Consider the following 26,554-nt stretch of genomic DNA (forward strand, 5'->3'; position numbering starts at 1 on the left):
CTGGCTGCAGCCGCAACCTCCCGTGTGTCTGTCACGCTGGATGTGGGCACGACATCCTGCATGTCTGTCCCATCGACTGCCGCCGCCATCTCCTTTCTGTCTGTCCGCACGGTCCCGGCCGCCTTCGTGGCGATTGCACCCGTAACCTCTGGCCCGTATGCCGTCCTGACGGCTGCTCTGCTTCCTGTTCATCCATGAAAACCGTTTCCGTCCTGGGGGCAACCGGCTCCATCGGTGACAGCACCCTCGATGTCGTGGCCCGCCATCCGGAACGCTATCGCGTGCACACGCTCACGGCCTGTCGCAACGTCGACAAGCTGCTGGCGCTGGCCCAGCGCCACCGGCCCGAAGTCGTGGCCATTGCCCATGCGCCGGCGGCGGCGGGGTTCGAGGCGCGCCTGCGCAGCGCGGGCGTGAAGGCCCGGCTGGCCGTGGGGGCCGACGAGCTGACCGAGGTGGCTGGCACGCCCGGGGTGGATCTGGTCATGGCCGCCATCGTGGGGGCAGCCGGTCTGGCGCCCACACTGGCTGCGGCCCGGGCGGCAAAGGCACTGCTGCTGGCCAACAAGGAATCGATCGTCATGGCCGGGGCACTGTTTGCCCGCACCTGCCGGGCATCCGGCGTGACGCTGCTGCCGGTCGACAGCGAGCACAACGCCATCTTTCAGTGCCTGCCCGACCACCGTACCGGCGTGGATACGCAGAAGGCCGTGCGCCGGCTGATCCTCACCGCCTCCGGGGGACCATTCCGCACCTGGTCGGCCCAGCAGATCGCCGCCGCCACACCGGATCAGGCCTGCAGGCATCCCAGGTGGTCGATGGGCCGCAAGATTTCCGTCGATTCGGCCACGCTGATGAACAAGGGGCTGGAGCTGATCGAGGCGCAGATGCTGTTCGACATGCCGCCCGAACGGCTCGACGTGCTGATCCATCCGCAGAGCATCATTCATTCGATGGTCGAATACGTGGATGGCTCGGTACTGGCGCAGCTGGGCAACCCGGACATGCGGGTGCCCATTGCCCACGCGCTGGCCTGGCCGGATCGCATCGCCAGCGGTGTCAGCCCCCTGGACCTGATTGCCGGCGGGGCGCTGCAGTTCGAGGCGCCCGATGCCACGCGCTTTCCCTGTCTGCGCCTGGCCCGCGAGGCCATGCAGGCCGGTGGCGGGGCGCCCTGTGTGCTCAATGCGGCCAACGAGGTCAGCGTGCAGTATTTCCTTGACGGCAAAGTCGGTTTTGCCGATATTCCCCGCGTCAATGAAACGGTGCTGGCCGCGTTTGGCCACGTGCCGGCGCCGGCCTCGCTGGAAGAGGCCGTGGCACTGGATGCACAGGCCCGCCAGCGGGCCGAGGCCGCCGTGGCGTCGCGCTGAACAACTGGCCGGTAGACACCACCCGCCCGGCAGTGCTCGACTTGCCGTGGCGGGCAGGGTACCTTAGCGCGTGTCAAGACCTTTTCCGCTTCCGGAGCCATCCCCCGATGACCACCCTGATTGCCTTTCTGTTTGCCCTGGGCGTGCTGGTGTTCGTGCACGAACTGGGCCATTACCTGGTGGCCCGCTGGTGCGGGGTCAAGATCCTGCGTTTCTCCATCGGCTTCGGCAAGCCGCTGCTGACCTGGAAGGTGGGCAGGGACCAGACCGAATGGAGCCTGTCGCCCATTCCGCTGGGCGGCTACGTGCGCATGCTCGACGAGGAGGAGGGCACGCCCATCGACCCGCCCGAAGTGCACCGCGCCTTCAACCGCCTGTCGCTGCCCAAGCGGGCTGCCGTGGTGGTGGCGGGGCCGGCCGCCAACTTCCTGCTGGCCATCGTCCTGTATGCGGTGCTGGGCATGTCCGGCCTGCAGGAGCCGGCCCCCGTGCTGGCCACGCCGGCGGCCGGTACGGCTGCCGCCACGGCCGGCGTGCAGGAGGGCGACCGTGTGCTGGCCATCGACGGCCAGCCGGTGCAGTCCTTCGGTGACCTGCGCCTGAAGATGATCGACGCCATCGTCGAGCGCCAGCCCATCGTGCTGCAGGTGGCCAATGGCGGCGCCGAGCGTGAGGTCCGCATTGCCACCGACGGTCTGCCGGCCGGTGAGCTGGAGCGCGACTTCACCCGTACGCTGGGCGTGGAACTGAAGGCCGGCGTGGTGCAGGTGGGCTTTCTGGAAGAGAACAGCCCGGCGGCGAAGGCCGGCCTGCAGGTGGGCGACCAGATCCTCACGCTGGATGGCCAGCCGGTGGCCCGTGCCCAGCAGCTGATCCAGCAGGTGCAGGCTGCCGACGACAGCAAACCGCTGCAGCTGGGCGTGCGCCGTGGCACGGAGATGCTCACGCTGGCCGTGAAGCCGCAGCTCACCTACGAGCCCGATGCGCAGGATGCCAGCGCTCCGCCGCACCGCAAGGGCCGCATCGGTGCGGGCCTTGCACAGCAGTTCGAAATGGTGACGGTCGATCTCGGTCCGTTGCAGGCGCTGGCCTACGGGGCGAACAAGACCTGGGAGATGTCGGCCTTCTCGCTGCGCATGCTGGGCAAGATGGTGATGGGCAGCCTGTCGTGGAAAAACCTTTCCGGCCCTGTGGCCATTGCCGACTACGCCGGGCAGTCTGCCGCCATCGGCTGGTTCGCCTATGTGGGCTTCATGGCGCTGATCAGCGTAAGCCTGGGCGTACTCAATCTGTTACCGGTTCCGGTACTCGACGGCGGGCGTTTGGTATATTACGCGCTCGAAGCGCTCAAGGGCAGCCCATTTTCCGAGCGCTTCCGGCAAGTCACCCAGCAGGTGGGGCTTGTCATGGTGGTGGGCCTGATGATCGTCGCGCTCTTCAACGACCTGTCCCGGCTGCTGGGCTGACCCGTACGGGTTGGCCAGCCAGCGGCGCAGCCCCATTTCGGGGTTGCACGCCATGCCGGGTGCATCGCTGGCGTCTTGCCGGTGGTGCAGACCGGCAGGCCGGTCCGAAAGGGGAAGGCCACCGGTGCCGGTGGTCTGGAAGCGGGGTGCAGGCGTGGGTCCATGCCTATTCCTGAGTCACACTGCGCGATTGACGATTCCGGCTGCCCTGGTCTCGCGCCGAGGAACCCGGTATCAAACACGCGATATTCCCCTCATGGGTCAGCCACGTCGTGCTGGCCGGCATGGCCTCCCTGGCATGGGTGGCTCCGGCGTCCGCCTTCACTCCGTTCGTCGTGCGCGACATCCGGGTGCAGGGTCTGCAGCGTACCGAAGCGGGTACCGTCTTTGGCTACCTGCCGGTCCGGGTGGGTGATGAACTCACACCGGCCCGCGCCAGCGAGGCGGTCAAGGCGCTCTACGCCACCGGCTTCTTCAAGGACGTGCATCTGGCGCAGGATGGCGACGTGCTGGTGGTGCGCGTGGATGAACGTCCGGCCATTGCTTCGGTGGACGTGTCCGGTTCGCGCGAGTTCGACGCCGATGCCCTGAAAAAGGCCATGCGCCAGGCCGGTCTGGCCGAGGCCCGCATCTTCGACCGCTCGGTGCTGGACAAGGCCGAGCAGGAGATCCGCCGCCAGTACCTGTCGCGCGGCAAGTATTCGGTCAAGATCACTTCCTCCGTCACCCCCATGGCGCGCAACCGCGTGGCCGTGTCCATGGCCATCGAGGAGGGGGCCAGCGCTCGCATCGCGCAGATCCGCATTCTGGGCAACAAGGTATTCAAGGAATCCGAGCTGCTCGATCAGCTCAAGCTCACCACGCCCAACTGGCTGTCGTGGTACACCAAGACCGACCAGTATTCGCGCGAGAAGCTGGCCGGCGACCTGGAAACGCTGCGTTCCTTCTACCTCAACCGCGGCTATCTGGAATTCGGCATCGAGTCCACCCAGGTCTCCATCGATCCGGCGCGCGAGAAGGTCTACGTCACGCTGGCCATCAAGGAAGGCGAGCGTTACAAGGTTCGTGACATCAAGTTCGGCGGCAACACGCTGGGCCGCGAAGAACAGTTCCGCAAGGCACTGGCCCTCAAGCCGGGTGATACCTTCTCGGGTGAAAAACTCTCGCAGACCGAGAAGAAGATCACCGACGACCTGGGCGCCATCGGCTACGCCTTTGCCAGCGTCAACCCGGTGCCCACCATCGACCGCGAGAAGCGCGAGGTTGATTACACCCTCAATGTCGACCCCGGCCGGCGGGCCTATGTGCGGCGCATCACCATTGCCGGCAACCAGCGCACCCGCGACGAGGTCATCCGCCGCGAGCTGCGCCAGTTCGAGGGGGCCTGGTTCGATTCCGACAAGATCGCCCTGTCGCGTGACCGGGTCGAGCGTCTGGGCTACTTCCAGGACGTGCAGATCCAGAATGTGCCGGTGCCGGGTGTACCCGATCAGGTCGATCTGGTCGTGAAGGTGACGGAGCGGGCCACCGGCAACATGACCTTCGGGGCCGGCTACTCGTCCACCGAGAAGATGCTGCTGCAGGTGGCACTGAACGAGCCCAACTTCCTCGGTACCGGCAATACCTTCGGTATCGAGGTCAACACGGGCCAGACCCAGCGCACGGCCTCGGTCTCCTATGTCGACCCCTACTTCACGCAGGACGGCGTGAGTCTGGGCACCGACGTGTATTCGCGTACTTTCAACGCCTACAACTCCGGGCTGGGCGACTATCGCATCCGCTCCGCCGGTGGCGGGTTGCGACTGGGTATCCCGTATACCGAACTCGACCGCATCAGCTTCGGCCTGGTATTCGAGCAGAACCAGATCAAGCCGGGCACCAACGGGCTGCCGCAGCGCTACATCGATTACGTCAACCAGTTCGGTACCACCAGCGATGCCTGGCTGGCCACGCTGGGCTGGTCGCGCGATTCGCGGGATAGTTCGCTGGCGCCCACCCGCGGTCGGCTGCAGCGCCTGAATGTGGACGTGACCTTCCCGGGGCAGGACCTCTCCTACTACCGCGCCACCTACCAGCACGCCTGGTACACGCCGCTCACCAAGGATTACACCTTCTCGCTGTCGGCCGACGTCGGCTATGGTCGCGGTTTGTCCGGCAAGCCGTATCCGGTGTTCAAGAACTTCTACGCGGGGGGTATCAACTCGGTGCGTGGCTTCGGCTCCAACAGCCTGGGGCCGCGTGACGTGAAGGACAACAACCCGCTGGGAGGCACGGCCTCGTTTGCGGCCAGCGCCGAAATCCTGTTCCCGCTGCCGGGTACCGGCAACGACAAGACGGTACGCGCCTTCCTGTTTGCCGATGCCGGCAACGTGTTCGACAACCGCATCGACTTCGGCGAGCTGCGCTACTCGGTGGGGGCGGGCATCAACTGGCTGTCGCCGGTGGGGCCGCTGAAGCTGTCGCTGGGCTACCCGGTCAAGCGCAAGCCGGGTGATGACACGCAGCGCGTGCAGTTCGAGATCGGTACGGCGTTCTGATCATGTCCGGATGTGCCGGCCTTTCCCAAGGTGTGTACCGTCCCGCCCCGGCTGGCGCACCACCCCATTTGACCTGTCGGGAAAAGAAACGCTGAAACATTCTTTTTTCGGCCAGCGCCCGGCATTGGCCATGCGAGGGGCTGAAGTGTGCAAGAATCACCCGTCGAGTGTCTGGCTGCGGCCAGGCAGAAGCGGAGCCGCCTGCCGCCGGGTGGGCCTCCCTTTTCTGAAACCCTGAATCAACCGCGTTTGTATTACATGATCAAGACTCTCAGCACCCTTTCCCTGCGCCGTGCCGCCCTGGCCTGTGCGCTCACCGCCGGCCTCGCTACGGTTGCCGCACCCGCCGCCATGGCCCAGGCCTCTGCCTCCGGTGGCGCCCGCATCGGCTTCGTCAGCACCGAGCGCATCATGCGCGACTCGGCGCCCGCCAAGGCCGCCCAGGCCAAGATCGAGAAGGACTTCTCTCGCCGCGACAAGGAAATCCAGGATCTGGGCGCCCGCCTGCGCAGTGCCTCCGAGCGCTTCGAGAAGGACAGCGCCGTCATGACCGACAGCGACCGCGCCCGCCGCCAGCGCGAGCTGTCCGACATGGACCGCGACTTCCAGCGCCGTCAGCGCGAGTTCCGCGAAGACCTCAACCAGCGCCGCAACGAAGAGCTGACCGGCGTGCTGGACAAGGCCAACCGCGCCATCAAGGCCATTGCCGAGCGTGAGAAGTTCGACCTGATCCTGCAGGACGCCGTCTACGTCAGCCCCCGGCTGGACATCACCGACACCGTCATCAAGCAGCTCAACAGCGGCCGCTGATGCCGGGAAGGGGCCATCACGGCCCCGCTCCCGTCCGGCCAGCCGGGATGCAGCCCTGGTCGCCCCAGGCGGCCGGTCTGTGGCCACTGGCCTGGCGGGATCTCTGCCGTACCGGGCGTCCTGCATGACAGCGGTGTCGTGTCACGGATTCCGGTACCTCCCCGGGTTTCCCGGTCCTGACTGCCTCGCTGGTTTCACCGGCCGCGCGCCGGTTGCTCTTCCCGGACGTCTCTCCTCATGAAACGCACCCTTCATTCCCCCGTTTCCCTGGCCGAACTGGCCAGCGTCCTGGGCGCAGAGCTGCGCGGCGACCCCACCGTCACCGTCCGGCGGCTGGCCAGCCTGCGCAAGGCCGACAGCGAGAGCATCAGCTTTCTGGTGCGTGCCCAGCAGCGCGAGGCGGCCCATGCCAGCCACGCGGTGGCCTACATCGTCTCGCCGAAGCTCGTCGATGACCTGCCGGCCGATGCCAACCTGCTGATCGATCCCGACCCCTACGGCGCCTATGCCCGGCTGGCCCAGTGGTTCGATGCGCAGGTCAATCCGCGCCCGGCCGGCGGCATCGCCCCGGGCGCCCACGTGCATCCCGATGCCACGGTGGCCGCCACGGCCGTCATCGAGACCGGCGCCGTCATCGGGGCGCACGCCGTCATCGGCGACCAGGCCTGGATCGGCGCCAATACCGTGGTGGGCGCCGGCGCCCATGTGGGCGCCCGTACCCGGCTGCACGCCAACGTCTCGCTGGGTGACGACTGCAGCGTCGGTGACGATTCCCTCATCCATTCCGGTGCCGTCATCGGCGCCGACGGCTTTGGCTTTGCCCCGAAGAAGGGCGGCGGCTGGATCAAGATCCCCCAGCTGGGCGCCGTGGTCATCGGCAATCAGGTCGAAATCGGGGCCTGCACCTGCATCGACCGTGGTGCGCTGGACGACACCGTCATCGAAGACGGTGTCAAGATCGATAATCTCGTGCAAATCGCCCATAATGTCAGGATCGGTGCAGACACGGCCATTGCTGCCTGCGCCGGCATCGCAGGAAGCGCGGTCATTGGCAAGCGGGTGCAGATCGGTGGGGCCTCGGGCATTTTCGGGCACATCCACATCTGCGACGATGCCGCCGTCTCGACGATGACGCTGATCTCCAAGTCGATCACCAAACCGGCTTTCTACAGCGGCATCTTCCCGTCGATGGAAAATGCCGCCTGGGAGCGGGCGGCAGCCGTGGTCCGGCAGCTGCCGGACATGCGCCGGCGTCTGCGCCGCATGGAGCAGGCACTGGCTGGCGATGCGACCCCAGACGGTACCGGCGAGGCCGGTGCCGCCAGCAGCCAGGCCGACCAATAAAAGCAAGCCAGGGAATTTGTCCAAGCATGAGTGAAAAACAGCCGGCGATCGATATTTCCGAAATCCTTCGCTATTTGCCGCACCGGTATCCGTTCCTGCTCATCGACCGGGTCACCGAGATCGATCTCGACGCACGCATCGTCGCCATCAAGAACGTCACCATCAACGAGCCCTTCTTCCAGGGCCACTTCCCGCACGTGCCGGTCATGCCGGGCGTGCTGGTGCTCGAGGCAATGGCGCAGGCCGCCGGCATCCTGTCGTTCGCCAGCATGGGCCGCTATTCCGACGCCAACTCGGTCTACTACTTCGCCGGCATCGACGAGGCCCGCTTCAAGCGTCCCGTCAGCCCCGGCGACCAGCTGGTGCTGGACGTGCGCATCACCCGCAAGTCGCGACTCGTCTGGAAGTTCCACGGCGAGGCCACCGTCGATGGCCAGAAGGTGGCCGAGGCCAGCCTGATGTGCGCGCTGCGCGAACTCAACCGCGAGGAAGAAGCCGCCGGTGCCGTGTCCGACCACGGGGCAGGGCGCCCGGCCAGTGCCAACGCGGCACTGCCCGGCAAACCCGGCACCAGCAGGGCCTGAACCAGCATGGCGCAGCCGCTGATTCACCCCACCGCCGTCATCGACCCGGCCGCCGAACTCGATTCGAGTGTCGAGGTCGGCCCCTATGCCGTCATCGGCCCCCGCGTGCGCATCGGCGCCGGCAGCCGTATTGCCGCCCATGTGGTGCTGGAAGGCCCCACCACGCTGGGCGAGAACAACCGCCTGTATCCGTTCTGCTCGGTGGGGGCCGCCCCGCAGGACAAGAAATACGCCGGTGAGGACACCAGCCTCGAAATCGGCAACGGCAACACCATCCGCGAGTGCGTCACCATCAACCGGGGCACGGCGCAGGACGTGGGCGTCACCCGCCTGGGCGATGACAACTGGATCATGGCCTACGTCCACATCGCACACGATTGCCAGGTGGGCAGCCACACCATCTTTGCCAACACCACCAATCTGGCCGGTCACGTGCACATCGGTGACTGGGTGATTCTGGGCGGCAACTCGCAGGTGCACCAGTTCTGCAAGATCGGTGCCCACGCCATGACTGGCACCGGCTCCATCGTCCTGCAGGACATCCCGCCCTACGTGATGGCCTCCGGCAACCCGCTGGCCACCCACGGCATCAACAGCGAGGGCCTGCGCCGCCGGGGCTTCACGCCGGACGAGATCACCGCCATCCGCCGCGCCTACAAGACGCTCTACCGTCAGGGCCTGTCGCTGGCCGAGGCCCGCGAGGCGCTGCAGGCCCAGGCTGTCGCTGACGAGCTGCACCAGAAGTGCCTCGGTCCGCTGGTGCAGTTCCTGGGCGAGGCCACACGCGGCATTGCGCGCTGAGGGCATGAGCACGCGGATCGGCATGGTCGCGGGCGAAGCCTCGGGCGACCTGCTTGCGGCGTCGGTGTTGCAATACTGGCAGCAGCAGAAACCACGACAGGCTGCTGTCCCCCCTTCGGATGCGTCCTCTTCGGATATACCTTCCGATCCGGCACCAGGCGAGGCGGCATCCGCGCCCGACGTGATGTCCCCTGCATCTTCCGGCAACCTCATGCAAACGGCCGGCATCGGTGGCCCCCGCATGCAGGCCGCCGGCTTCGATGCCTGGTGGCCCAGCGACCTGCTGGCCGTGCACGGCTACGCCGAAGCTTTCAAGGTGCTGCCGAAGCTGCTATGGATCCGCCGCCAGCTGGCGCAGCGCCTGCTCGACTGGCCGGCGCGCGGCTTCATCGGTGTCGATGCCCCCGATTTCAACCTCGGTCTCGAAACCCGCCTGCGCGCCGCCGGCGTGCGCACCTGGCACTTCGTCAGCCCCTCCATCTGGGCGTGGCGGCGCGAGCGCATCGAGAAAATCCGTCAGGCCGCCGACCACATGCTGCTGATTTTCCCGTTCGAGGAAGCCATCTACCGCGAGGCCGGCATTCCCGCCACCTACTGTGGCCACCCGCTGGCCGACCAGATTCCGTTCCACCCCGATCAGGGCGCAGCCCGTGCCGAACTGGGGCTGGCGGCGCAGGGCACCGTCATCGCCCTGATGCCCGGCAGCCGCCATGCCGAAGTCGAGCACCTCGCGCCCGTGTTTCTGGCCGCCGCCGTGCTGCTGCACCGCCAGCATCCCGACTGGCATTTCATCCTGCCTGCCGCCGGCGACGCCCGTCATGCCCAGCTGCGGGCGCTGATCGACACCGATCCCGCGTGGCAGAAACTGCCGCTGCAGCTGCTGCACGGCCAGTCCCACACCGCGCTGGCCGCCTGCGACCAGACGCTGATCGCCAGCGGCACCGCCACGCTGGAGGCGGCCCTCTACAAGCGGCCGATGGTGATTGCCTACCGGATGTCGCCGTTCTCCTACCGGCTGATGAAGGGCAGGAACTACCAGCCGTGGTTTGGCCTGCCCAACATTCTGGCCGGTGAGTTTCTGGTGCCCGAGTTCATTCAGGACGCCGCCACTCCCGAGGTGCTGGCCCGGGCCATCAGCCAGCAGCATGACGACGCAGCCGGCTGCGACCGTCTGCGCACGCGCTTTGCCGCCATGCACCACGAGCTGGCTCGCGACTGCGCGCGGCGTGTGGCCGATACCGTGATGAACGACCTTGCATGACTGCCTCCCCCCTCGATCTCACCTTTGTGGCCGACCCCACCATCGCCGGCGTCGATGAGGCCGGTCGTGGTCCGCTGGCCGGGCCGGTGGTGGCCGCGGCCGTCATCCTGCACCCCGACCATCCCATCGAGGGGCTGCGTGACTCCAAGAAGCTCAGCGCCCGTCGTCGTGAGCGGCTGGCTGCCGAGATCCGTGAACGGGCGCTGGCCTTTGCCGTGGCCAGTGCCAGCGTCGAGGAGATCGACCGGCTCAACATCCTGCGTGCCACGCTGCTGGCCATGACCCGTGCCATCGAGGGCCTGGACCCTCGGCCGCGCCACGTGCGCATCGATGGCAACCGTGCACCACGGCTGGACGGCATGCGTGTCGAAACCGTCATCGGCGGTGACGACCAGGACCCGGCCATCGCCGCGGCCTCCATTCTCGCCAAGACGGTGCGGGACGGCCTGATGCTGCAGTACGCCGAGCAGTTTCCTGCCTACGGCTTCGAGCGCCACATGGGCTACGGAACGGCCGTGCACATGGCCGCCCTGCGCGAGCACGGCCCCTGCGAAATCCACCGCCGCAGCTTTGCCCCGGTGGCCCGCGTGATAAAAGGCGGGTGAGGCCCGGCACGCCTGTGCCGTCCATGGAGGCGTGTCATGAGGCGCATCATGAGGCGTGCATGTGGTGTGCCGGCGCGTGTATGGCGTGTGTTCCGTGACACCGGGTACCATCGAACCCATTCATCAGACGCTCCTTCGTCATGTCCGACCCCCTCATCACGCTGGCGGCTGCCCGCCGCCGGTTGCAGCACACCCCCGCCGACATCTCGTCCAGCAGCAACCCCAAATGGCGCCATCTGCGCGAGCTGCTCGAATCGGCCCGCGAACGTCGCCGCAGCGGCCAGACCGTGCTGGAAGGCTGGCACCTGCTGGATGCCTGGCTGGCCACCGGACGCCCCATCCGCCAGCTGGTGATTCCGCAGCGCACGCTGCAGCAGCTCGCCGGGGTGCCGGCAAGTGACGGAGATGACATCGACGAGTCTGTGGAACATTCCTCCCCCGTGCAGGTCGCAGCCAATGCCCACTGGCTGATTCTCGACGACCGCCTGTTCGGCGAACTGGACCTGCTGCCGTCACCGTCCCCGGTGCTGGCGGTGGTCGATACGCCCCGGCCGCTGCTGCCAGCGCGCCTTGGGGAAGGCGGTGACATCATCGTACTCGACCGCGTGCAGGACCCCGGCAACGTCGGCGCCATCCTGCGCACGGCTGCCGCCGCCGGCGTGCAGACCCTGCTCACCACCCCCGGCACGGCCGCCTGCTGGGCGCCCAAGGTATTGCGCGCCGGCATGGGTGGGCACTTCGTGATGGACATCGTCGAGAACGTGGCACCACACGCCCTGCAGGCGCTGGTCACGCATCTGCCCCTGGCGGGCACGGTGCTGCAGGGCGGGCAGTCGCTCTACGGCACGGACCTGCGTTCACCACTGGCCTGGGTGTTCGGCAACGAGGGCGAGGGCATTGCACCGGCCCTGCAGGAACGGCTGGGCCTGCGGCTGACCATTCCGCAGGCGGCCGGGGTCGAATCCCTCAACGTGGCGGCTTCGGCCGCCGTGTGCCTGTTCGAGCAGCGCCGCCAGCGGCTGGTCTAAGGACCCTCTGTAAAAGTCTGCGAGCGCTTTGAGCCCAGGATCGGGATGAGCCAGAAGGCGCCATTTGTTGGCAATAGCAGGGCTATTGGCGACAAATGGCAACGCACTGGATCGCCCGAGCATGGGAATCAAAGTGCCGCAGGACTTTTGAAGAGGGTCCCTAAGTCCCGCCGAAGCCCATCCAGCCTGCTGCCGGTGCATCACGGTATCCCCACAGCCGGCGCATCAACCCTGCTGCCGATGCATCAGCCTGCCGCCCGGATCATGCCGTGGCAGGGCCGGCGCCGGGGTGTCAGACAATCGGCGGCACCACGTCGTCCATCTCGATCACGGTCAGGATGGTGGCGGCAATTTCCTCGATCGACTTGGTGGTGGTCGAGAGCATCGAAACCCCCTCGCGGCGCATCATCGATTCGGCCTGGCGCACCTCGTCGCGGCAGTTCTCCAGCGACGCATAGCGGCTGTCGGGCCGGCGCTCGCTGCGTACCTCGTGCAGGCGCTCTGGCGTGATGGTCAGGCCGAACAGCTTGTGCTTGTACTGGTAGAGCACCTCGGGCAGACGCATCCGGTCGAAATCTTCCGGAATGAGCGGATAGTTGGCGGCCTTGATGCCGTGCTGGATGGACAGGTACAGGCTGGTGGGCGTCTTGCCGCAGCGCGATACCCCCACCAGAATCACGTCGGCCGTGCCCAGCTCGGCGTGCTGCTGGCCATCGTCGTGCGACAGCGAGAAATTGATGGCGTCGATGCGGGCCTGATAGGCGTCCGGGCTCTTGATGCGGTGGAACTGGCCCACCCCGCGCGATGCCTTGCGGCCCAGCTCGCCCTCGAGCCGCTGCACGAAGGTGCCGATCAGGTCCAGATACTCGGCGTTGGCCGTCTGCACGATGCCGCTGATTTCCGGATTGGCCAGCGTCGAAAACACCAGCGGGCGGCGCCCGTCGTTCTGCGCCGCCAGGTTGATCCGCGCCACCGCCTCGTGTGCCTTGGCCGGGCTGTCGGTGAAGGGCAGACGCACATTGCGCGTCTTCAGGTCGTCGAACTGGCTCAGCAGCGACATGCCGAAGGTCTCGGCCGTGATGCCGGTACCGTCCGAAATGAAATAGGCCGTACGGTCGTGGGGCAGGGCGGTCATGGTGGGCGGGTTCATGGACGGGGCAGTGTCGGTCGGAGGGCAGGCAGAAAATGTACATGCAGTCGCAGCCGATGAAATTACCACATGGTCCATCCATCAGGGTTATCGAGCGTACCCGTGCAAACGAACGCAAATCCCGTTACGGGTACCAGCCGCTAGAATAGGGGGCAAGGAGACACGTGGTGAATTTGAGAAGCCGTTACCACCGCCAGACCTGGCTCCAGCATGACAGGCGCGGTGTCCCTGTCGCCTGCCTGCCCGTCTGGCGCCGCACGTCCTTTCCGGTACCGCCCATCGCTGGTACCGCACGCCTTCTCAAGTTCATCGGCCTTCGCTGCGGTCTGACCAGGCAGCGCTTCCGTGCCGCATGCCGCGTGCGCCACCGCCGCATGCGTCTTCCGCGCCCGGCCGAAACAACCGAATTCTCAACCATCTGGAACCTTCATCATGAACGCATTCGCAGGACGTCTGGTCGTTCCCTTCGAAGAGCTGCGCATGTCCGACGTGGACATCGTCGGCGGCAAGAACGCCTCGCTGGGCGAAATGATCAGCCAGCTGGCAGCCACCGGGGTCAAGGTGCCCGGCGGCTTTGCCACCACGGCCGAAGCCTTTCGTGACTTCCTCACCCACAACCGCCTGACCGAGCGCATCAACGCCCGTCTGGCCAGCCTGAACACCGACGACGTGAAGGCTCTGGCCGAAGCCGGCGCCGAAATCCGCGGCTGGGTGCGTGACGCGGGCTTTCCGCCCGATCTGGAAAAGGCCATCCGCGACAACTTCGCCCGCCTCACCGAGGGCGCGCCCGAAGGCATTTCCTTTGCCGTGCGCTCCAGTGCCACGGCCGAAGACCTGCCCGACGCCTCCTTTGCCGGCCAGCAGGAAACGGTGCTCAACGTGGTGGGCATCGACGCCATTCTCGACCACATCCGCGAGGTCTTTGCCTCGCTCTACAACGACCGTGCCATCTCCTACCGCGTCCACAAGGGCTTCGCCCACGAGGGCGTGGCGCTGTCGGCCGGCATCCAGCGCATGTGCCGCTCCGACCTCGGCGCCTCGGGCGTGATGTTCACCATCGACACCGAGTCGGGCTTCGAGGACGTGGTGTTCATCACCAGCTCCTGGGGCCTGGGCGAGACGGTGGTGCAGGGCGCCGTCAACCCGGACGAGTTCTACATCCACAAGCCGATGCTGGCCGCCGGCAAGTATCCGCTCATCCGTCGTCACCTCGGTTCCAAGCTCATCAAAATGGAGTTTGCCGACCGGCAGGCCGAGGGCCGCACCGTGCGCACCGTCGACACGCCGCCCGAGCAGCGCGCGCGCTTCTCGCTTTCCGACGAAGAAGTCATCGAACTGGCCCGCTATGCCACCATCATCGAGCAGCACTACGGCCGCCCGATGGACATCGAGTGGGGCAAGGACGGCATCGATGGCCAGCTCTTCATCCTGCAGGCCCGTCCGGAAACCGTCAAATCGCAGGCCAGGGACCGTAGACAGCAGCGCTTCGTGCTCAAGGGCAGCTCCGACGTGCTGACCTCCGGCCGTGCCATCGGCCAGAAAATCGGCACCGGCCGCGTGCGCGTGGTGGGTGATGCCTCCGAGATGGAACACGTGCAGCCCGGTGACGTTCTGGTTACCGACATGACCGACCCCAACTGGGAGCCGGTGATGAAGCGCGCTTCGGCCATCGTCACCAACCGGGGGGGGCGCACCTGCCATGCTGCCATCATCGCCCGTGAGCTGGGCATCCCGGCCGTGGTGGGCTGCGGCAATGCCACCGACGTGCTGAAGGAAGGCCGGCTGGTCACGGTGTCGTGCGCCGAAGGGGACACCGGTTACGTCTACGACGGCCAGCTCGAAACCGAAGTCACCGATGTCGAGACCGGCACCATGCCGAAGGTTCCGGCCAAGATCATGATGAACGTCGGCAACCCGCAGCTGGCCTTCGAGTTTGCCGCGCTGCCCAATGACGGTGTGGGCCTGGCCCGGCTCGAGTTCGTCATCAACAACAACATCGGCATCCACCCGCGTGCCATTCTGGACTATCCGGCCGTCGATGCCGACCTGAAGCAGGCGGTCGAGAGCGTGGCCCGCGGCTATGCCAGCCCGCGTGCCTTCTATGTCGAGAAGCTGGCCGAGGGCGTGGCCACCATCGCCGCCGCCTTCTGGCCCAAGCCGGTCATCGTGCGCCTGTCCGACTTCAAGAGCAACGAGTACCGCAAGCTCATCGGCGGTTCGCGCTACGAACCCGAGGAAGAAAACCCGATGCTGGGCTTCCGTGGCGCCTCGCGCTACGTGTCGGCCACCTTTGCCGACTGCTTCGAGATGGAATGCCGCGCCATGAAGCGGGTTCGCGAAGACATGGGCCTGACCAACGTGCAGCTGATGATTCCCTTCGTGCGCACGGTGAAGGAAGGCGCCCGCGTGATCGAGCTGCTGGAGAAACACGGCCTGAAGCGCGGCGAGGGGGGCGCACCGGACGGCACCGGCGCCCTGAAGGTGGTGATGATGTGCGAACTGCCGTCCAACGCCATCCTGGCCGACGAGTTCCTGCAGCATTTCGACGGCTTTTCCATTGGCTCCAACGACATGACCCAGCTCACGCTGGGCATGGACCGCGACTCCGGTCTGGTGGCCGAGGGCTTTGACGAGCGCGACCCGGCCGTCAAGGCGCTGCTGGCCCGTGCCATCGAGGCGGCCCGCAAGGCCGGCAAGTACGTGGGCATCTGCGGCCAGGGCCCGTCCGACCACCCGGACATGGCCGAGTGGCTGGTGGAGCAGGGCATCACCTCCATTTCGCTCAACCCCGACACCGTGGTGTCCACCTGGCAGCGGCTGGGAGCGAAATCGGCCGGCAAGTGATGGCCTGATTGCCTGTCTGGCCGGTACGTAGCCTGTTTGTGCCCGGCCCGCCGCCTTCGGGCGGCATTTTTTTGGCCGTTCCCGCGATCTGGCCGTTCACCCCCGCCTGTCCGTGCGATCCTGTCTTTGTCGGTGTCGGAGGCAGCAGTGTTCACGTTCACCCCCGCCTGTCTATGCGATCCTGATGTCTCTCCAGCTGCTCATCCCCCTGGTCTGCCGGCTGGTGTGGTGTGGACACGCCGAACCTTTGCGTTTTCTGCAACGGTCAGCCGTTCGTCCGTTCACACCTTGACACATTGCCCGAGCGTCCCAAAATGAGAACAAGGCGCAAGAAAAAGGAGGGCAGGGCATGGATTTCATGGCAACCCATTACGGCTGGTGGATTCTTGCCGTGGTACTGGGTATTGCGGAGCTGTTCATTGGTTCGTTCTACCTGCTGGTCATTGCAGGGGCGATGTTCCTGGCCGGTATTGCCGCCTGGCTGGATCTGTCCATGGCCGTGCAGCTGCTGGTGGCGGCGGTGGGCAGCGTGCTGGGGGCGCTGCTGGTGCGTCACCTCAAGCCCATTGCGCCGGCCGAAGAGCCGCCCGAGCAGAGCCGTGACCTGAATCTGGACATCGGCCAGACCGTGACGGTGGAGGCCTGGGAGCAGAGCGGGCTGGCGCGCATCAGCTACCGCGGCACCATATGGCAGGCCGAGCTGCTGTCGGGCTACCCGCGCCGCGCCGGCACGCACCGCATTCACGCGATATCCGGCAGCCGGCTGGTACTGATTCCGGTGGAGCTGGCCCGCACCGGCGGCCATACCCCTGCGCCGGCACCGGCCGCCCACGGCGTGGCCTGAGCCCGGTTGGCTTTCATCGCGCTGTTCGGCAAGCCTGCCGGCGCCGTCTTCAGCGCGTCGTTCACCTCAACTTCAAGGAGCTGTCGTCGATGCCCGTTACCACTACCGTCTCGCTCGCCATTCTGGCCCTGGCCGTCGTCTTTGCCGTCAAGACGCTCAAGATCGTGCCCCAGCAGCATGCCTGGGTGGTCGAGCGGCTGGGCAAGTTCGACCGCATCCTGATGCCGGGTCTGAACATCATCGTGCCCTTCATCGACCGGGTTGCCTACAAGCACGAGCTGAAGGAGTTTCCGCTGGATGTGCCCAGTCAGGTCTGCATCACGCGGGACAATACGCAGCTGCAGGTGGACGGGGTACTCTACTTTCAGGTGACGGACCCGATGCGGGCATCCTATGGGTCGAGCAATTATGTGGATGCAATCACGCAGCTGGCGCAGACGTCGCTACGCTCGGTGATCGGCCGGATGGAGCTGGACAAGACGTTCGAGGAGCGTGAGGCGATCAACCTGGCGGTGGTGAGTGTGCTGGATGAGGCGGCCACCAACTGGGGGGTGAAGGTGCTGCGCTACGAGATCAAGGATCTGACGCCGCCGGCGGAGATTCTGCGGGCGATGCAGGCGCAGATCACGGCCGAGCGGGAGAAGCGGGCGGTGATTGCGGCCTCGGAGGGGCGCCGGCAGGAGCAGATCAATCTGGCGTCGGGTGAGCGGGAGGCGGCCATCCAGCGCTCGGAAGGTGAGCGTCAGGCGGCGATCAACCGGGCGCAGGGTGAGGCGGCTTCGATTTCGGCCATTGCGGAGGCGACGGCGCAGGCAATCGAACGGGTGGGCCATGCGGCCAAGCTGCCGGGTGGGGATACGGCGGTGAATCTGCGGGTGGCGGAGCAGTACGTTGAGGCGTTCGCGAAGCTGGCCAAGACGAACAACACGATGATCGTGCCGTCCAATCTGGGGGATGTGTCGGGCCTGATTGCCACGGCGATGAAGACGGTCAAGGTGTCTGGGGAGGAAGGGCGCTGATCGTTTCTTTTTAAGGAAGACGACTCCGTTGTGGCACGCGCCCCGGACCGGTATGCCCCTGCGGCTCATACGCTCAATCCAGGTTTGTTGCCCACGACCTGCGTCGTGGTCAACAAAGCTGGATGGCTATAAAACTTTGCAACAACCGGGCTGCGCCCGCCCGTTGCAAAGTTTTCACGCCGACCGCGAAATCGCCGCAGTGACATCCCGCTCCGGGGCGCTTGTCTCAAGGGGGTTGCAGCTCCATTCCGGGGGAGAAACGCCAGCCGGCACAGACGGCCTTGCCAAGGCTCGCTCAGCACGTGGCCGAAGCCGCGGTATGGCGAGCTTGAGAAACGGCACGGGGAGCGGGGGGCTCCTGCGGCGATTTCGCGGTACGCGTGAACGACTTTCTGACGGTCGGGCGTCAGCCCGATTGTCGGAAAGTGTTATAGCGCTGAAGGTTTGTTGACCACGACGCAGGTCGTGGGCAACAAAGCTTCAGTGAGCGTATGAGCCGCAGGAGTCCCCCGCTCCCCGTGCCGCCCCGCTCGAAGCCGTCTTCCATCAAACGATGTCCTGCTCAGCCGTCGTCCCTGGCATGCCGGGAAGCCCCTCTCACCGGTTGCCGGTTTTCATCAGACGGGAACGCTCCCGCTGCCAGTCCTTTTCGCGCTCGGTGGCGCGCTTGTCGAACTGCTTCTTGCCCTTGGCCAGACCCAGCGAGAGCTTCACGCGGCCACGGGTATAGTGCAGGTTCAGCGGCACCAGCGAATATCCCGAGCGCTCGACCTTGCCGATGAGGCGCGAGATTTCGGCACCATGCAGCAGCAGCTTGCGGGTGCGCGTCACGTCCGGCTTGACGTGGGTGGACGCAGTAATCAGTGGGGTGATGTGCGCGCCGATGAGGAACAGCTCGGCTCGCCTTACAATCACGTAGGCTTCCTGGATCTGCACGCGGCCGGCGCGGATGGACTTGACTTCCCAGCCCTCCAGCACAAGCCCGGCCTCGATCCGTTCCTCGATGAAGTAGTTGAACCCGGCTTTCCGGTTTTCTGTAATGGTCGACATGGTCGATATTGTGCCTGTGGAAGGGGCGGCTGTGTCGATGTTGCGACGAGGCAGGACGGCCGGTGACGACACGCCATCTGCACGTTCGGGTCTGGAGCCCCGGCTCTGCATGATCAGACCCGGAAGCCCGGCCGCCTGTATGATCGGGTCCGGAGGCCCGGCCGCTGGCAGGGGCGGCCTGACCGACAGCCCTGTAAACCGTTCGAATCCACCATGCCCGTCATTCGCAAGTCTGCCCTGGTGCCATACCCGGCCGAAGCCATGTTCGATCTGGTCGAACGGGTGGAAGATTATCCCGATTTTCTGCCCTGGTGTGGAGGGACGCAGCTGCTTTCGCGCACCGACACGGGCATGTCGGCCGCCATCACCATCAACTTCAAGGGTCTGCGCCAGACCTTCTCCACCGAGAATGTCCACCAGCGTCCCACCAGCATCCAGCTTCGGCTGAAGGACGGTCCATTTTCCCGCCTGCAGGGTGGCTGGACGTTCAAGCCGCTGGCTGCGGACGCCTGCCGCATCGATCTCGAACTGGACTACGAGGTGGGCGGCGGCCTGATGGCAGCAGTGCTCAACCCGGTGTTCGGCATGATTGCCAACTCGCTGGTCGATGCCTTCGTGCAGGAGGCCGAGAAACGCTACGGAGCGACGGGCTTTGGTGGCTGAGCACGAGGTGCCCTCGGGCCTGTCCGTGGAACTCGTCGTTCAATATCGGGACGAGGGCAGGGCAGATCAATACCATCTGCAGCGCACCCAGCACCGCGTTGCTGCGGGCAGCACGATTCGACAGCTTCTGCAGCGGGCCACGTTGCAGGGGGTGCCGGGTGTGGCAGATGTGACGGGCGTGGCGGGGCAGGAGGCATCTGCGCGGGAATTTGCCAGTCAGGTTCTGGACGTGAAAGGGCGGAACGCGCAGGACGGCACGCAGTCCGCTGGCCAGATGGCAGCCACACTCATTGCCGCCATCGAACAGAAACGCCTTGGCCTTTCCCGCTTCGGCCGCCGCGCCTGGCTGGATGACCCCCTGCATCCCGACGACCGTATCGAGATACTCTGCCCCGTCGTGGCCGACGTGAAAGCTGCCCGCTTCGAACGCGTGACCAAGGCCAGGGCGGCCAGAAACCAGCGGCCCGGCAACATGAAGGCCAGGGGATGATCTTCCGGCTGCTCATGCCACCCGGCGCTACCCGACGCTACCTGACGCTACCTGACGCCACTCGACTGTGAAAGGCCAGGGGGCGGAGGTATCCCCCGACGAATCCATTTCTTCCGCAGGAAGATGTGAGGAGGGGGATGCCGCAGCCCCCTGGCCGCTCTGCACAATCTGTGTTGTCATCTGACAGGCAGGCTCCCCGCATGGTCTGAACATGATCACAGCATGATTCCCCCTTGTTTGGCACTGGCGTCCCTATCCGTAGCGTAAATCCACCAAAGCTACACTACATCGCACTGCGCCAAAAATTTTGCTATCATGCCGCTTTGCGGAAAAATAGCGATGCGGATAGCCAAGAAGGCACTGACATTTGACGACGTTCTGCTCGTCCCCGCTTACTCTGACTTCATCCCGCGCGATGCCTCGCTGCGCTCGCGCCTGACCCGAAACATCAGTCTCAACATCCCGCTCATCTCCGCGGCGATGGACACCGTGACTGAAAGCCGCATGGCCATCGTCATGGCCCAGCTGGGCGGCATCGGCATCATCCACAAGAACCTCAAGCCCGAAGAGCAGGCCGCCGAAGTGCTGGCCGTCAAGCGGTACGAGTCGGGTGTGGTCGGAGACCCCATCACCATCACCCCCAGCATGAGTGTGCGCGATGTCATTGCCATCACGCGCAAGCATCACATCTCCGGCCTGCCGGTGGTCGAGCGGGGCAAGGTGGTGGGCATCGTCACCAACCGTGACCTGCGCTTCGAGTCCGAGCTGGACCAGCCCGTGCGCAACATCATGACGCCGAAGGAGCGCCTGATCACCGTGCGCGAGGGCGCCAGCCCCGAAGACGCCCAGAAGCTCATGCACAAGCACCGCCTCGAACGCGTGCTGGTGGTCAACGACGCCTTCGAGCTGCGCGGCCTCATGACCGTCAAGGACATCCTGAAGGCCGACACCCACCCCGAAGCCTCGAAGGACAGCTCCGGCAAGCTGCGCGTCGGTGCCGCCCTCGGCACCGGCGGCGACAGCCACGAACGGCTGGAAAAACTGGTGGCCGCCGGGGTGGACGTGGTGGTGGTCGATACCGCCCACGGTCATTCCAAGGGCGTGATCGAGCGCGTGCGCGAAATCAAGCGCCACCACCCGGACCTGCAGGTCATTGCCGGCAACATTGCCACCGGCGATGCCGCCCGCATGCTGGTGGATGCCGGCGCCGATGCCGTCAAGGTGGGCATCGGCCCCGGTTCCATCTGCACCACCCGCATCGTGGCCGGGGTGGGGGTGCCGCAGCTCACCGCCGTGGGCGACGTGGCGGCCGCGCTGCAGGGCACCGACGTGCCGCTGATTGCCGACGGGGGCATCCGCTACTCCGGCGACGTGGCCAAGGCCATTGCCGCGGGGGCGTCCAGCGTCATGATGGGCTCCATCTTTGCCGGGACGGAAGAATCACCGGGCGAAATCGTCCTGTACAAGGGCCGCTCGTACAAGTTCTACCGCGGCATGGGGTCGCTGGGCGCCATGCAGCAGGGCGCGGCAGACCGCTACTTCCAGGATTCCAACGCTGCCGCCGAGAAGATGGTGCCCGAGGGCATCGAAGGCCGCGTGCCCTACAAGGGCGCGGTCAGCGCCATCATCTACCAGCTCTGCGGGGGCCTGCGCTCCAGCATGGGCTACTGCGGCTGCCCGACCATCGACGCCATGCACCAGCGTGCCCAGTTCGTCGAGATCAGCAGCGCCGGCATCCGCGAGTCTCACGTGCACGACGTGCAGATCGTCAAGGAAGCGCCAAACTATCACGTCGAGTGATGCTTAGCCAGAGGCGCCGCCTGATGGTGCCGTCTCTGGCCAGTCTCTTTTGCTCTCTCCAGTTTCTGTTTCGCGGCGGCCTGTAAGCAGTGCTGTCCGTTGGTCTTTTTCCTCGCCACGATGAATCACCAGAAAATCCTCGTCCTGGACTACGGCTCGCAGGTCACCCAGCTCATCGCCCGCCGCATCCGCGAACAGAACGTCTACTGCGAAATTCATCCTGGTGATGTTTCGCCCGCGTTCATCCGCGAGTTTGGCGCCAGGGGCATCATCCTCTCCGGCAGCCACCTGTCGGCCTACGATGCCGACGCCATTCCAGTGGCGCCCGTGGTGTTCGAGCTGGGCGTGCCGGTACTGGGCATCTGCTACGGCATGCAGGCCATGGCGCGCCACTTCGGCGGGGAGGTGCAGGGTAGCGACCACCGTGAATTCGGCGCAGCCACCGTCCGCGCCCGGGGCCACACCCGGCTGCTCGACGGCATTCAGGACCGCCAGAACGACGAAGGCCACGGCCTGCTGGACGTGTGGATGAGCCACGGCGACAAGGTCACCCGCCTGCCGGAAGGCTTCAAACTGATGGCCTCCACCGACAGCTGCCCCATTGCCGGCATGGCCGACGAGGAACGTGGCTTCTACGCCGTGCAGTTCCACCCGGAAGTCACCCACACCAAACGGGGCGCGGACATCCTGCGCCGCTTTGTGCGGGATCTGGCCGGCTGCAGCGGCGACTGGGCCATGCCCGGCTTCATCGAGGAGCAGGTCGAGGCCATCCGCAAACAGGTGGGTGATAAGCACGTCATCCTCGGCCTGTCGGGCGGCGTCGATTCGTCCGTGGCCGCGGCGCTGCTGCACAAGGCCATCGGCAAACAGCTCACCTGCGTGTTCGTGGACCACGGCCTGCTGCGCCTGGGCGAGGCCGAACAGGTGATGGAAACCTTTGCCCGTCATCTGGGCGTCAACGTCATTCACGTGGACGCCACGCAGGACTTCATGGGCAAACTGGCCGGCGTGACCGACCCGGAAGCCAAGCGCAAGATCATCGGCAAGGAGTTCGTCGAGGTATTCCAGCGCGAAGCCGGCAAAATCGAAAACGCCCGCTGGCTGGCCCAGGGCACCATCTACCCGGACGTGATCGAATCTGCCGGCGCCAAGACGGGCAAGGCCAAGACCATCAAGTCGCACCACAACGTGGGTGGCCTGCCCGAAACGCTCAACCTCAAGCTGCTGGAGCCGCTGCGCGACCTGTTCAAGGACGAAGTGCGCAAGCTGGGCATTGCCCTGGGCCTGCCGCACGACATGGTGTACCGGCACCCCTTCCCGGGGCCGGGGCTGGGCGTGCGGATTCTGGGCGAGGTGAAGCAGGAGTTTGCCGACCTGCTGCGCCGGGCGGACCATATTTTCACGTCCGAGCTGCGCAACACGCGGGCGTCCGTGCAGGATGTGGCAGCCGGGCTGGCCACGCAGGAGCAGGTGGGCAACACGTGGTACGAGCTGACTTCGCAGGCGTTTGCCGTGTTTCTGCCAGTGAAGTCGGTGGGCGTGATGGGCGACGGGCGGACCTATGAGTACGTGGTGGCCCTGCGCGCCGTACAGACGCAGGATTTCATGACGGCACACTGGGCGCACCTGCCCCACGAGCTGCTGGGGCGGTTGTCGAACCGGATCATCAACGAGGTGAGGGGGGTGAACCGGGTGGTTTATGACATTTCGGGGAAGCCGCCGGCTACTATTGAGTGGGAGTGAGTTTTACATGCCGTTGTAGTTTTTTCAGAAAACTATCGCTTCGGCACGCGACGATGTGGTAACGCTGAGCGAACTCTTTTAAGGGAAAGCATGACCAAAAGGACAAGCGTATTTGACGTTTTCGAGAAGTGCGTCCAAGCAGTTCAGCTTGGAGAGCTGATCGAATCCGTCTCAGCGAAGGACAAGGAATTCCACTTTCAGAACTGGTTTCAAAAGCGCCTTCAGAGCTTATCCATGCATTTCGAAGGGTCGGGCCGTAACACCTATCCCGACTTTTGCTTAGTCGAGCATACCGAAGGCTACGAAATTAAAGGGCTTGCGTGGCCGGGGCGGGAGCGGGACTACGACTCGAATAGCCAAGTGCCGACAGGCTATCACAATGGTCGTCAAATCTTTTACGTATTTGGGCGCTATCCAGCGGATCTGTCTGGCTACGCAGATCAGGATAGCGGTCGCAAACAATACCCTGTCGTTGACCTTGTTGTGTGCCACGGTGATTTTTTGAACGCTGATTATAACTATATCCACAAGAACAAGAGCGTGAAGGGCTTTGGCACATATGGCGATATAATGATTCGCGATCGGAAGATGTATGTTGCGCCAACCCCCTTCGCACTGACTGAGGGGACAATGGGCCTGATGACACTGATTTTGCCAGAATACTTCGGTACCGATGATCGCTATCAAGTAGTCGGAAATCTTACCCGCGTCGAAGCTGAGACACTGGTGGTTGGCTATAATTTTGACTTGCGTACTAATGAGCTAAGGGCAAAACGTGTTCTCAATCCCAAAGCAGGCACACAACACCGATTCATCGCTTATCGACTAAAAGGGCAAGCTAGTAAGCCCGTCTTAATGGCCGCTAATCCCGTGCAGGCCGACGAGAGCAACCTGATGAGTGAAGAATGAACGCAGCTACTGACAAGATTGGCTCTGCTAATGTCGCGACCGCATTGGAATGCGATTTCCCTTTGGTTGAGATTAGTCAGATCGCGGAGCAAGAGAGTTGGCGTAAGGAGATTAATAGACCGATCTACCATATTCACAAGTGGTGGGCGACACGGCTGGGATCGGTGTTCCGTGGCATTACGCTTGGGGCTTTGAGTCAGCCTGGCACGGACATTTGGGCGAACTTCTACAAAACGCACCATCTAGCTGGCAAGGTAGTGCTCGATCCTTTCATGGGCAGCGGTACAACGCTCGGCGAGGCAGTCAAACTTGGAGTTAAAGCTATAGGCTGCGACATTAACCCTGTCAGCACTTTTCTTGTTCGCCAAGCGTTCACGCCTGTCTCCGAGGCTAGACTTCGTGCAGCCTTCAAACGGCTAGAACGCGACGTAGCACCGGAGATTCGGCATTACTACCGGACTCGTGACCCCCAAACTGGCGAATTGATTCCGGTGTTGTATTACTTCTGGGTTAAGACAGTTACGACTCCAGAAGGTGAGGTCATTCCGTTGATGTCCCGCTATGTGTTTGCCCAAGATGCTTATCCGAAGAAGAAGCCGCGGGCACAGATCGTATGTCCTTGTTGTTGGGGGGTATTGGAGGACCGCTACGACGCGACCAAAAAATGCTGCCAAAACTGCGGGCACCACTTCAATCCGCAAAAGGGTCCGGCCGTTGGTCAATACGTCACGACAAAGGAGGGCTCCCGATATCGAATTAAGGAGCTGCTGCCCAAGGATGGTACACCACCTGCCCATCGCATGTATGCGATGCTGGCGTTGCGTACTGATGGCACAAAGGTTTATCTGCCAGTGCGTGCTGAAGATTTGGCGCTTTATGAGGAAGCTGAGAACCGCCTCGCGAGTGAAACGTTGCCACTACCGGAAATATCCGTCCGTCCCGGTCATAACACTGACCAGGCGCGAGGCTATAACTATACTCGTTGGCGCGACTTCTTTAACGCACGCCAATTACTGTGTCTCGGATTGTTGCTGCGAGAAATCGGAAGTATTGAAAACCAAGCCGTACAAGAGCAAATGTTGTGTCTGTTTTCAGGTACCTTAGAGTTCAACAACCTGTTTTGTAGTTTCAAGGGTGAGGGTACTGGTGCTGTCCGGCACATGTTCTCGAACCATATTCTCAAGCCTGAGCGTACGCCGCTGGAGAACTCTGTGTGGGGTACTGAAAAGAGCAGTGGCACGTTCAGCACACTGTTTGAGTCACGCTTGTTACGCGCAAAGCGTTACCTTAAAGAGCCCTTCGAGGTCGCTTTTCAGTATGACCACAAGGGCAACCGTATCGGGGCTCACAAAACGGTGGCCAGCCACCCGATATGCGCTCGTTGCGTCGAGACGTGGCCCGAGCTGGTTGGAGCCTATCAGGGCCTGTTAGTATTGAACGGCGATAGCTCTGCGCTGCCGCTGCCCACGGGATCGGTGGACGCAGTTGTGACTGACCCTCCTTACTTCGATTTCGTTCATTACTCAGAGTTAAGCGACTTTTTCTTCGCTTGGTTATCGCCAGTACTTCGCAGCCGCTATCCTTGGATGGCTCGTACGGATTCGTTCCATCATGGCGAAGTGCAACATAAGGATCCGCATGTGTTTGCTCATCAGCTTGCTGCTGTCTTCGTTGAAGCGTGCCGCGTGCTCAAGGATGACGGAGTACTTGCATTTAGTTTTCATCACTCGCGAGCTGAGGGATGGGCTGCTATTTATGAGGCTATTAGCGAGGCGGGCTTGGCAGTTGTTGCGGCACACCCTGTTCATGCTGAGTCGCGAGCTGCTAGTCCTAAGACGGCAGCAAAAGATCCGATCTTTCTCGATGCTATCCTTGTGTGTCGTAAGAAAACGTTCGCTCTGCGTCAGTCATCTGCTCTCAAGGACATAGTCCAGGTAGTCGATGCTTTATCTGTGCGGTTGCAAGTTGCTGGTTTACGTATATCGGCTGGTGATCGCTTCGTAATCGGGGCTGCGCAGACCTTGATAGCTAGAGCGGCCGACGGCTTGCGCTTTGAGGAGATCAAAGCCGATTTGGAAGCCGTTCGCGCTGCTGTACGGGCGAACACGAGCTGGGTTGGAAATTTGCCCAAATCTGTAGATGCTAAACTCATATAATGTGTAATGCAGAAGATGTCTCCCCATCTCGATCGAAGGATGGAGTTTCTGGGCCTCCGCGGATCTGTAATGACCCA

The 26,554-nt window shown here is 64.2% G+C and carries 20 protein-coding genes and 1 pseudogene; 19 read left to right on the plus strand and 2 right to left on the minus strand.

What is annotated here, in order from left to right:
• The first annotated feature begins 194 nt into the window (after positions 1–194).
• The 10 genes and pseudogenes from EHV23_RS04555 (at position 195) to EHV23_RS04600 (ending at position 11,809) form a co-directional block, all read left to right on the plus strand.
• Complete coding sequence (locus tag EHV23_RS04555; RefSeq protein WP_125094897.1) at positions 195–1,373, plus strand: 1-deoxy-D-xylulose-5-phosphate reductoisomerase; 1,179 nt, start codon at positions 195–197, stop codon at positions 1,371–1,373.
• A 107-nt stretch (positions 1,374–1,480) separates the two neighbouring features.
• Positions 1,481–2,839 (plus strand): RIP metalloprotease RseP, encoded by a 1,359-nt coding sequence (gene rseP / locus EHV23_RS04560; protein ID WP_125094898.1) that lies wholly within the window; start codon positions 1,481–1,483, stop codon positions 2,837–2,839.
• Between the two features lie 284 nt (positions 2,840–3,123).
• Entirely contained in the window at positions 3,124–5,376 is a 2,253-nt protein-coding gene (bamA, locus tag EHV23_RS04565) for an outer membrane protein assembly factor BamA (protein WP_125094899.1), read from the plus strand.
• 258 nt (positions 5,377–5,634) lie between these two features.
• Entirely contained in the window at positions 5,635–6,186 is a 552-nt protein-coding gene (locus EHV23_RS04570; protein WP_125094900.1) for an OmpH/Skp family outer membrane protein, read from the plus strand.
• Positions 6,187–6,423: 237 nt separating this feature from the next.
• Positions 6,424–7,530, plus strand: coding sequence for a UDP-3-O-(3-hydroxymyristoyl)glucosamine N-acyltransferase (gene lpxD / locus EHV23_RS04575; protein ID WP_125094901.1), 1,107 nt, complete (start codon positions 6,424–6,426; stop codon positions 7,528–7,530).
• Between the two features lie 26 nt (positions 7,531–7,556).
• Positions 7,557–8,009, plus strand: a pseudogene (gene fabZ / locus EHV23_RS04580) (3-hydroxyacyl-ACP dehydratase FabZ); the annotation flags it as partial.
• Positions 8,010–8,120: 111 nt separating this feature from the next.
• Positions 8,121–8,915: an acyl-ACP--UDP-N-acetylglucosamine O-acyltransferase gene (lpxA, locus tag EHV23_RS04585; protein ID WP_125094902.1), complete on the plus strand. Its 795-nt coding sequence runs from the start codon at positions 8,121–8,123 to the stop codon at positions 8,913–8,915.
• A 4-nt stretch (positions 8,916–8,919) separates the two neighbouring features.
• Positions 8,920–10,176, plus strand: coding sequence for a lipid-A-disaccharide synthase (gene lpxB, locus EHV23_RS04590; protein ID WP_125094903.1), 1,257 nt, complete (start codon positions 8,920–8,922; stop codon positions 10,174–10,176).
• Positions 10,173–10,781 (plus strand): ribonuclease HII, encoded by a 609-nt coding sequence (gene rnhB / locus EHV23_RS04595; RefSeq protein WP_125094904.1) that lies wholly within the window; start codon positions 10,173–10,175, stop codon positions 10,779–10,781. Before lpxB ends, rnhB begins: the two co-directional genes overlap by 4 nt.
• 140 nt (positions 10,782–10,921) lie before the next feature.
• Positions 10,922–11,809 (plus strand): TrmH family RNA methyltransferase, encoded by an 888-nt coding sequence (locus tag EHV23_RS04600; protein ID WP_125094905.1) that lies wholly within the window; start codon positions 10,922–10,924, stop codon positions 11,807–11,809.
• Between the two features lie 292 nt (positions 11,810–12,101).
• Here the strand turns inward: EHV23_RS04600 and ppsR are convergent, their stop codons facing one another.
• Positions 12,102–12,944 (minus strand): posphoenolpyruvate synthetase regulatory kinase/phosphorylase PpsR, encoded by an 843-nt coding sequence (gene ppsR, locus EHV23_RS04605; RefSeq protein ID WP_125094906.1) that lies wholly within the window; start codon positions 12,942–12,944, stop codon positions 12,102–12,104.
• 447 nt (positions 12,945–13,391) lie between these two features.
• Between ppsR and ppsA the strand changes: the two genes are divergently transcribed.
• The 3 genes from ppsA (at position 13,392) to EHV23_RS04620 (ending at position 17,666) form a co-directional block, all read left to right on the plus strand.
• A complete protein-coding gene (ppsA, locus tag EHV23_RS04610; RefSeq protein WP_125094907.1) occupies positions 13,392–15,803 on the plus strand; it encodes a phosphoenolpyruvate synthase in 2,412 nt (803 codons plus the stop codon).
• A 349-nt stretch (positions 15,804–16,152) separates the two neighbouring features.
• On the plus strand, positions 16,153–16,647 hold the full coding sequence (locus EHV23_RS04615; protein ID WP_125094908.1) for an NfeD family protein: 495 nt from the start codon (positions 16,153–16,155) through the stop codon (positions 16,645–16,647).
• A gap of 89 nt (positions 16,648–16,736) precedes the next feature.
• The gene (locus tag EHV23_RS04620) at positions 16,737–17,666 is read left to right on the plus strand and encodes an SPFH domain-containing protein (protein WP_125094909.1); all 930 of its coding nucleotides are present in this window, start codon (positions 16,737–16,739) and stop codon (positions 17,664–17,666) included.
• Between the two features lie 597 nt (positions 17,667–18,263).
• On the opposite strand, the gene smpB is transcribed toward EHV23_RS04620, so the two are convergent.
• On the minus strand, positions 18,264–18,716 hold the full coding sequence (smpB, locus tag EHV23_RS04625) for an SsrA-binding protein SmpB (protein WP_125094910.1): 453 nt from the start codon (positions 18,714–18,716) through the stop codon (positions 18,264–18,266).
• Between the two features lie 213 nt (positions 18,717–18,929).
• Here smpB and EHV23_RS04630 point away from each other — a divergent pair, with 213 nt between their 5' ends.
• The 6 genes from EHV23_RS04630 (at position 18,930) to EHV23_RS04655 (ending at position 26,477) form a co-directional block, all read left to right on the plus strand.
• Entirely contained in the window at positions 18,930–19,379 is a 450-nt protein-coding gene (locus tag EHV23_RS04630) for a type II toxin-antitoxin system RatA family toxin (protein WP_125094911.1), read from the plus strand.
• Positions 19,372–19,869, plus strand: coding sequence for an RnfH family protein (locus EHV23_RS04635; protein ID WP_158615838.1), 498 nt, complete (start codon positions 19,372–19,374; stop codon positions 19,867–19,869). The genes EHV23_RS04630 and EHV23_RS04635 overlap by 8 nt, the downstream gene beginning before the upstream one ends.
• Before the next feature lie 339 nt (positions 19,870–20,208).
• On the plus strand, positions 20,209–21,669 hold the full coding sequence (gene guaB, locus EHV23_RS04640) for an IMP dehydrogenase (protein ID WP_125094913.1): 1,461 nt from the start codon (positions 20,209–20,211) through the stop codon (positions 21,667–21,669).
• A 120-nt stretch (positions 21,670–21,789) separates the two neighbouring features.
• Positions 21,790–23,412, plus strand: a complete 1,623-nt coding sequence (gene guaA, locus EHV23_RS04645; RefSeq protein WP_125095521.1) for a glutamine-hydrolyzing GMP synthase — start codon at positions 21,790–21,792, stop codon at positions 23,410–23,412.
• A 90-nt stretch (positions 23,413–23,502) separates the two neighbouring features.
• The gene (locus EHV23_RS04650; protein ID WP_125094914.1) at positions 23,503–24,321 is read left to right on the plus strand and encodes a hypothetical protein; all 819 of its coding nucleotides are present in this window, start codon (positions 23,503–23,505) and stop codon (positions 24,319–24,321) included.
• A complete protein-coding gene (locus EHV23_RS04655; RefSeq protein ID WP_125094915.1) occupies positions 24,318–26,477 on the plus strand; it encodes a DNA methyltransferase in 2,160 nt (719 codons plus the stop codon). Before EHV23_RS04650 ends, EHV23_RS04655 begins: the two co-directional genes overlap by 4 nt.
• Positions 26,478–26,554 lie beyond the last annotated feature (77 nt).

This window comes from Lautropia dentalis, from assembly GCF_003892345.1.
Taxonomy (GTDB): domain Bacteria; phylum Pseudomonadota; class Gammaproteobacteria; order Burkholderiales; family Burkholderiaceae_E; genus Lautropia; species Lautropia dentalis.

Coding starts and splice junctions, on each gene's coding strand:
- EHV23_RS04555 (WP_125094897.1), top strand. CDS start 195: ATGAAAACCGTTTCCGTCCTGGGGGCAACCGGCTCCATCGGTGACAGC.
- rseP (WP_125094898.1), top strand. CDS start 1,481: ATGACCACCCTGATTGCCTTTCTGTTTGCCCTGGGCGTGCTGGTGTTC.
- bamA (WP_125094899.1), top strand. CDS start 3,124: ATGGCCTCCCTGGCATGGGTGGCTCCGGCGTCCGCCTTCACTCCGTTC.
- EHV23_RS04570 (WP_125094900.1), top strand. CDS start 5,635: ATGATCAAGACTCTCAGCACCCTTTCCCTGCGCCGTGCCGCCCTGGCC.
- lpxD (WP_125094901.1), top strand. CDS start 6,424: ATGAAACGCACCCTTCATTCCCCCGTTTCCCTGGCCGAACTGGCCAGC.
- lpxA (WP_125094902.1), top strand. CDS start 8,121: ATGGCGCAGCCGCTGATTCACCCCACCGCCGTCATCGACCCGGCCGCC.
- lpxB (WP_125094903.1), top strand. CDS start 8,920: ATGAGCACGCGGATCGGCATGGTCGCGGGCGAAGCCTCGGGCGACCTG.
- rnhB (WP_125094904.1), top strand. CDS start 10,173: ATGACTGCCTCCCCCCTCGATCTCACCTTTGTGGCCGACCCCACCATC.
- EHV23_RS04600 (WP_125094905.1), top strand. CDS start 10,922: ATGTCCGACCCCCTCATCACGCTGGCGGCTGCCCGCCGCCGGTTGCAG.
- ppsR (WP_125094906.1), bottom strand. CDS start 12,944: ATGACCGCCCTGCCCCACGACCGTACGGCCTATTTCATTTCGGACGGT.
- ppsA (WP_125094907.1), top strand. CDS start 13,392: ATGAACGCATTCGCAGGACGTCTGGTCGTTCCCTTCGAAGAGCTGCGC.
- EHV23_RS04615 (WP_125094908.1), top strand. CDS start 16,153: ATGGATTTCATGGCAACCCATTACGGCTGGTGGATTCTTGCCGTGGTA.
- EHV23_RS04620 (WP_125094909.1), top strand. CDS start 16,737: ATGCCCGTTACCACTACCGTCTCGCTCGCCATTCTGGCCCTGGCCGTC.
- smpB (WP_125094910.1), bottom strand. CDS start 18,716: ATGTCGACCATTACAGAAAACCGGAAAGCCGGGTTCAACTACTTCATC.
- EHV23_RS04630 (WP_125094911.1), top strand. CDS start 18,930: ATGCCCGTCATTCGCAAGTCTGCCCTGGTGCCATACCCGGCCGAAGCC.
- guaB (WP_125094913.1), top strand. CDS start 20,209: ATGCGGATAGCCAAGAAGGCACTGACATTTGACGACGTTCTGCTCGTC.
- guaA (WP_125095521.1), top strand. CDS start 21,790: ATGAATCACCAGAAAATCCTCGTCCTGGACTACGGCTCGCAGGTCACC.
- EHV23_RS04650 (WP_125094914.1), top strand. CDS start 23,503: ATGACCAAAAGGACAAGCGTATTTGACGTTTTCGAGAAGTGCGTCCAA.
- EHV23_RS04655 (WP_125094915.1), top strand. CDS start 24,318: ATGAACGCAGCTACTGACAAGATTGGCTCTGCTAATGTCGCGACCGCA.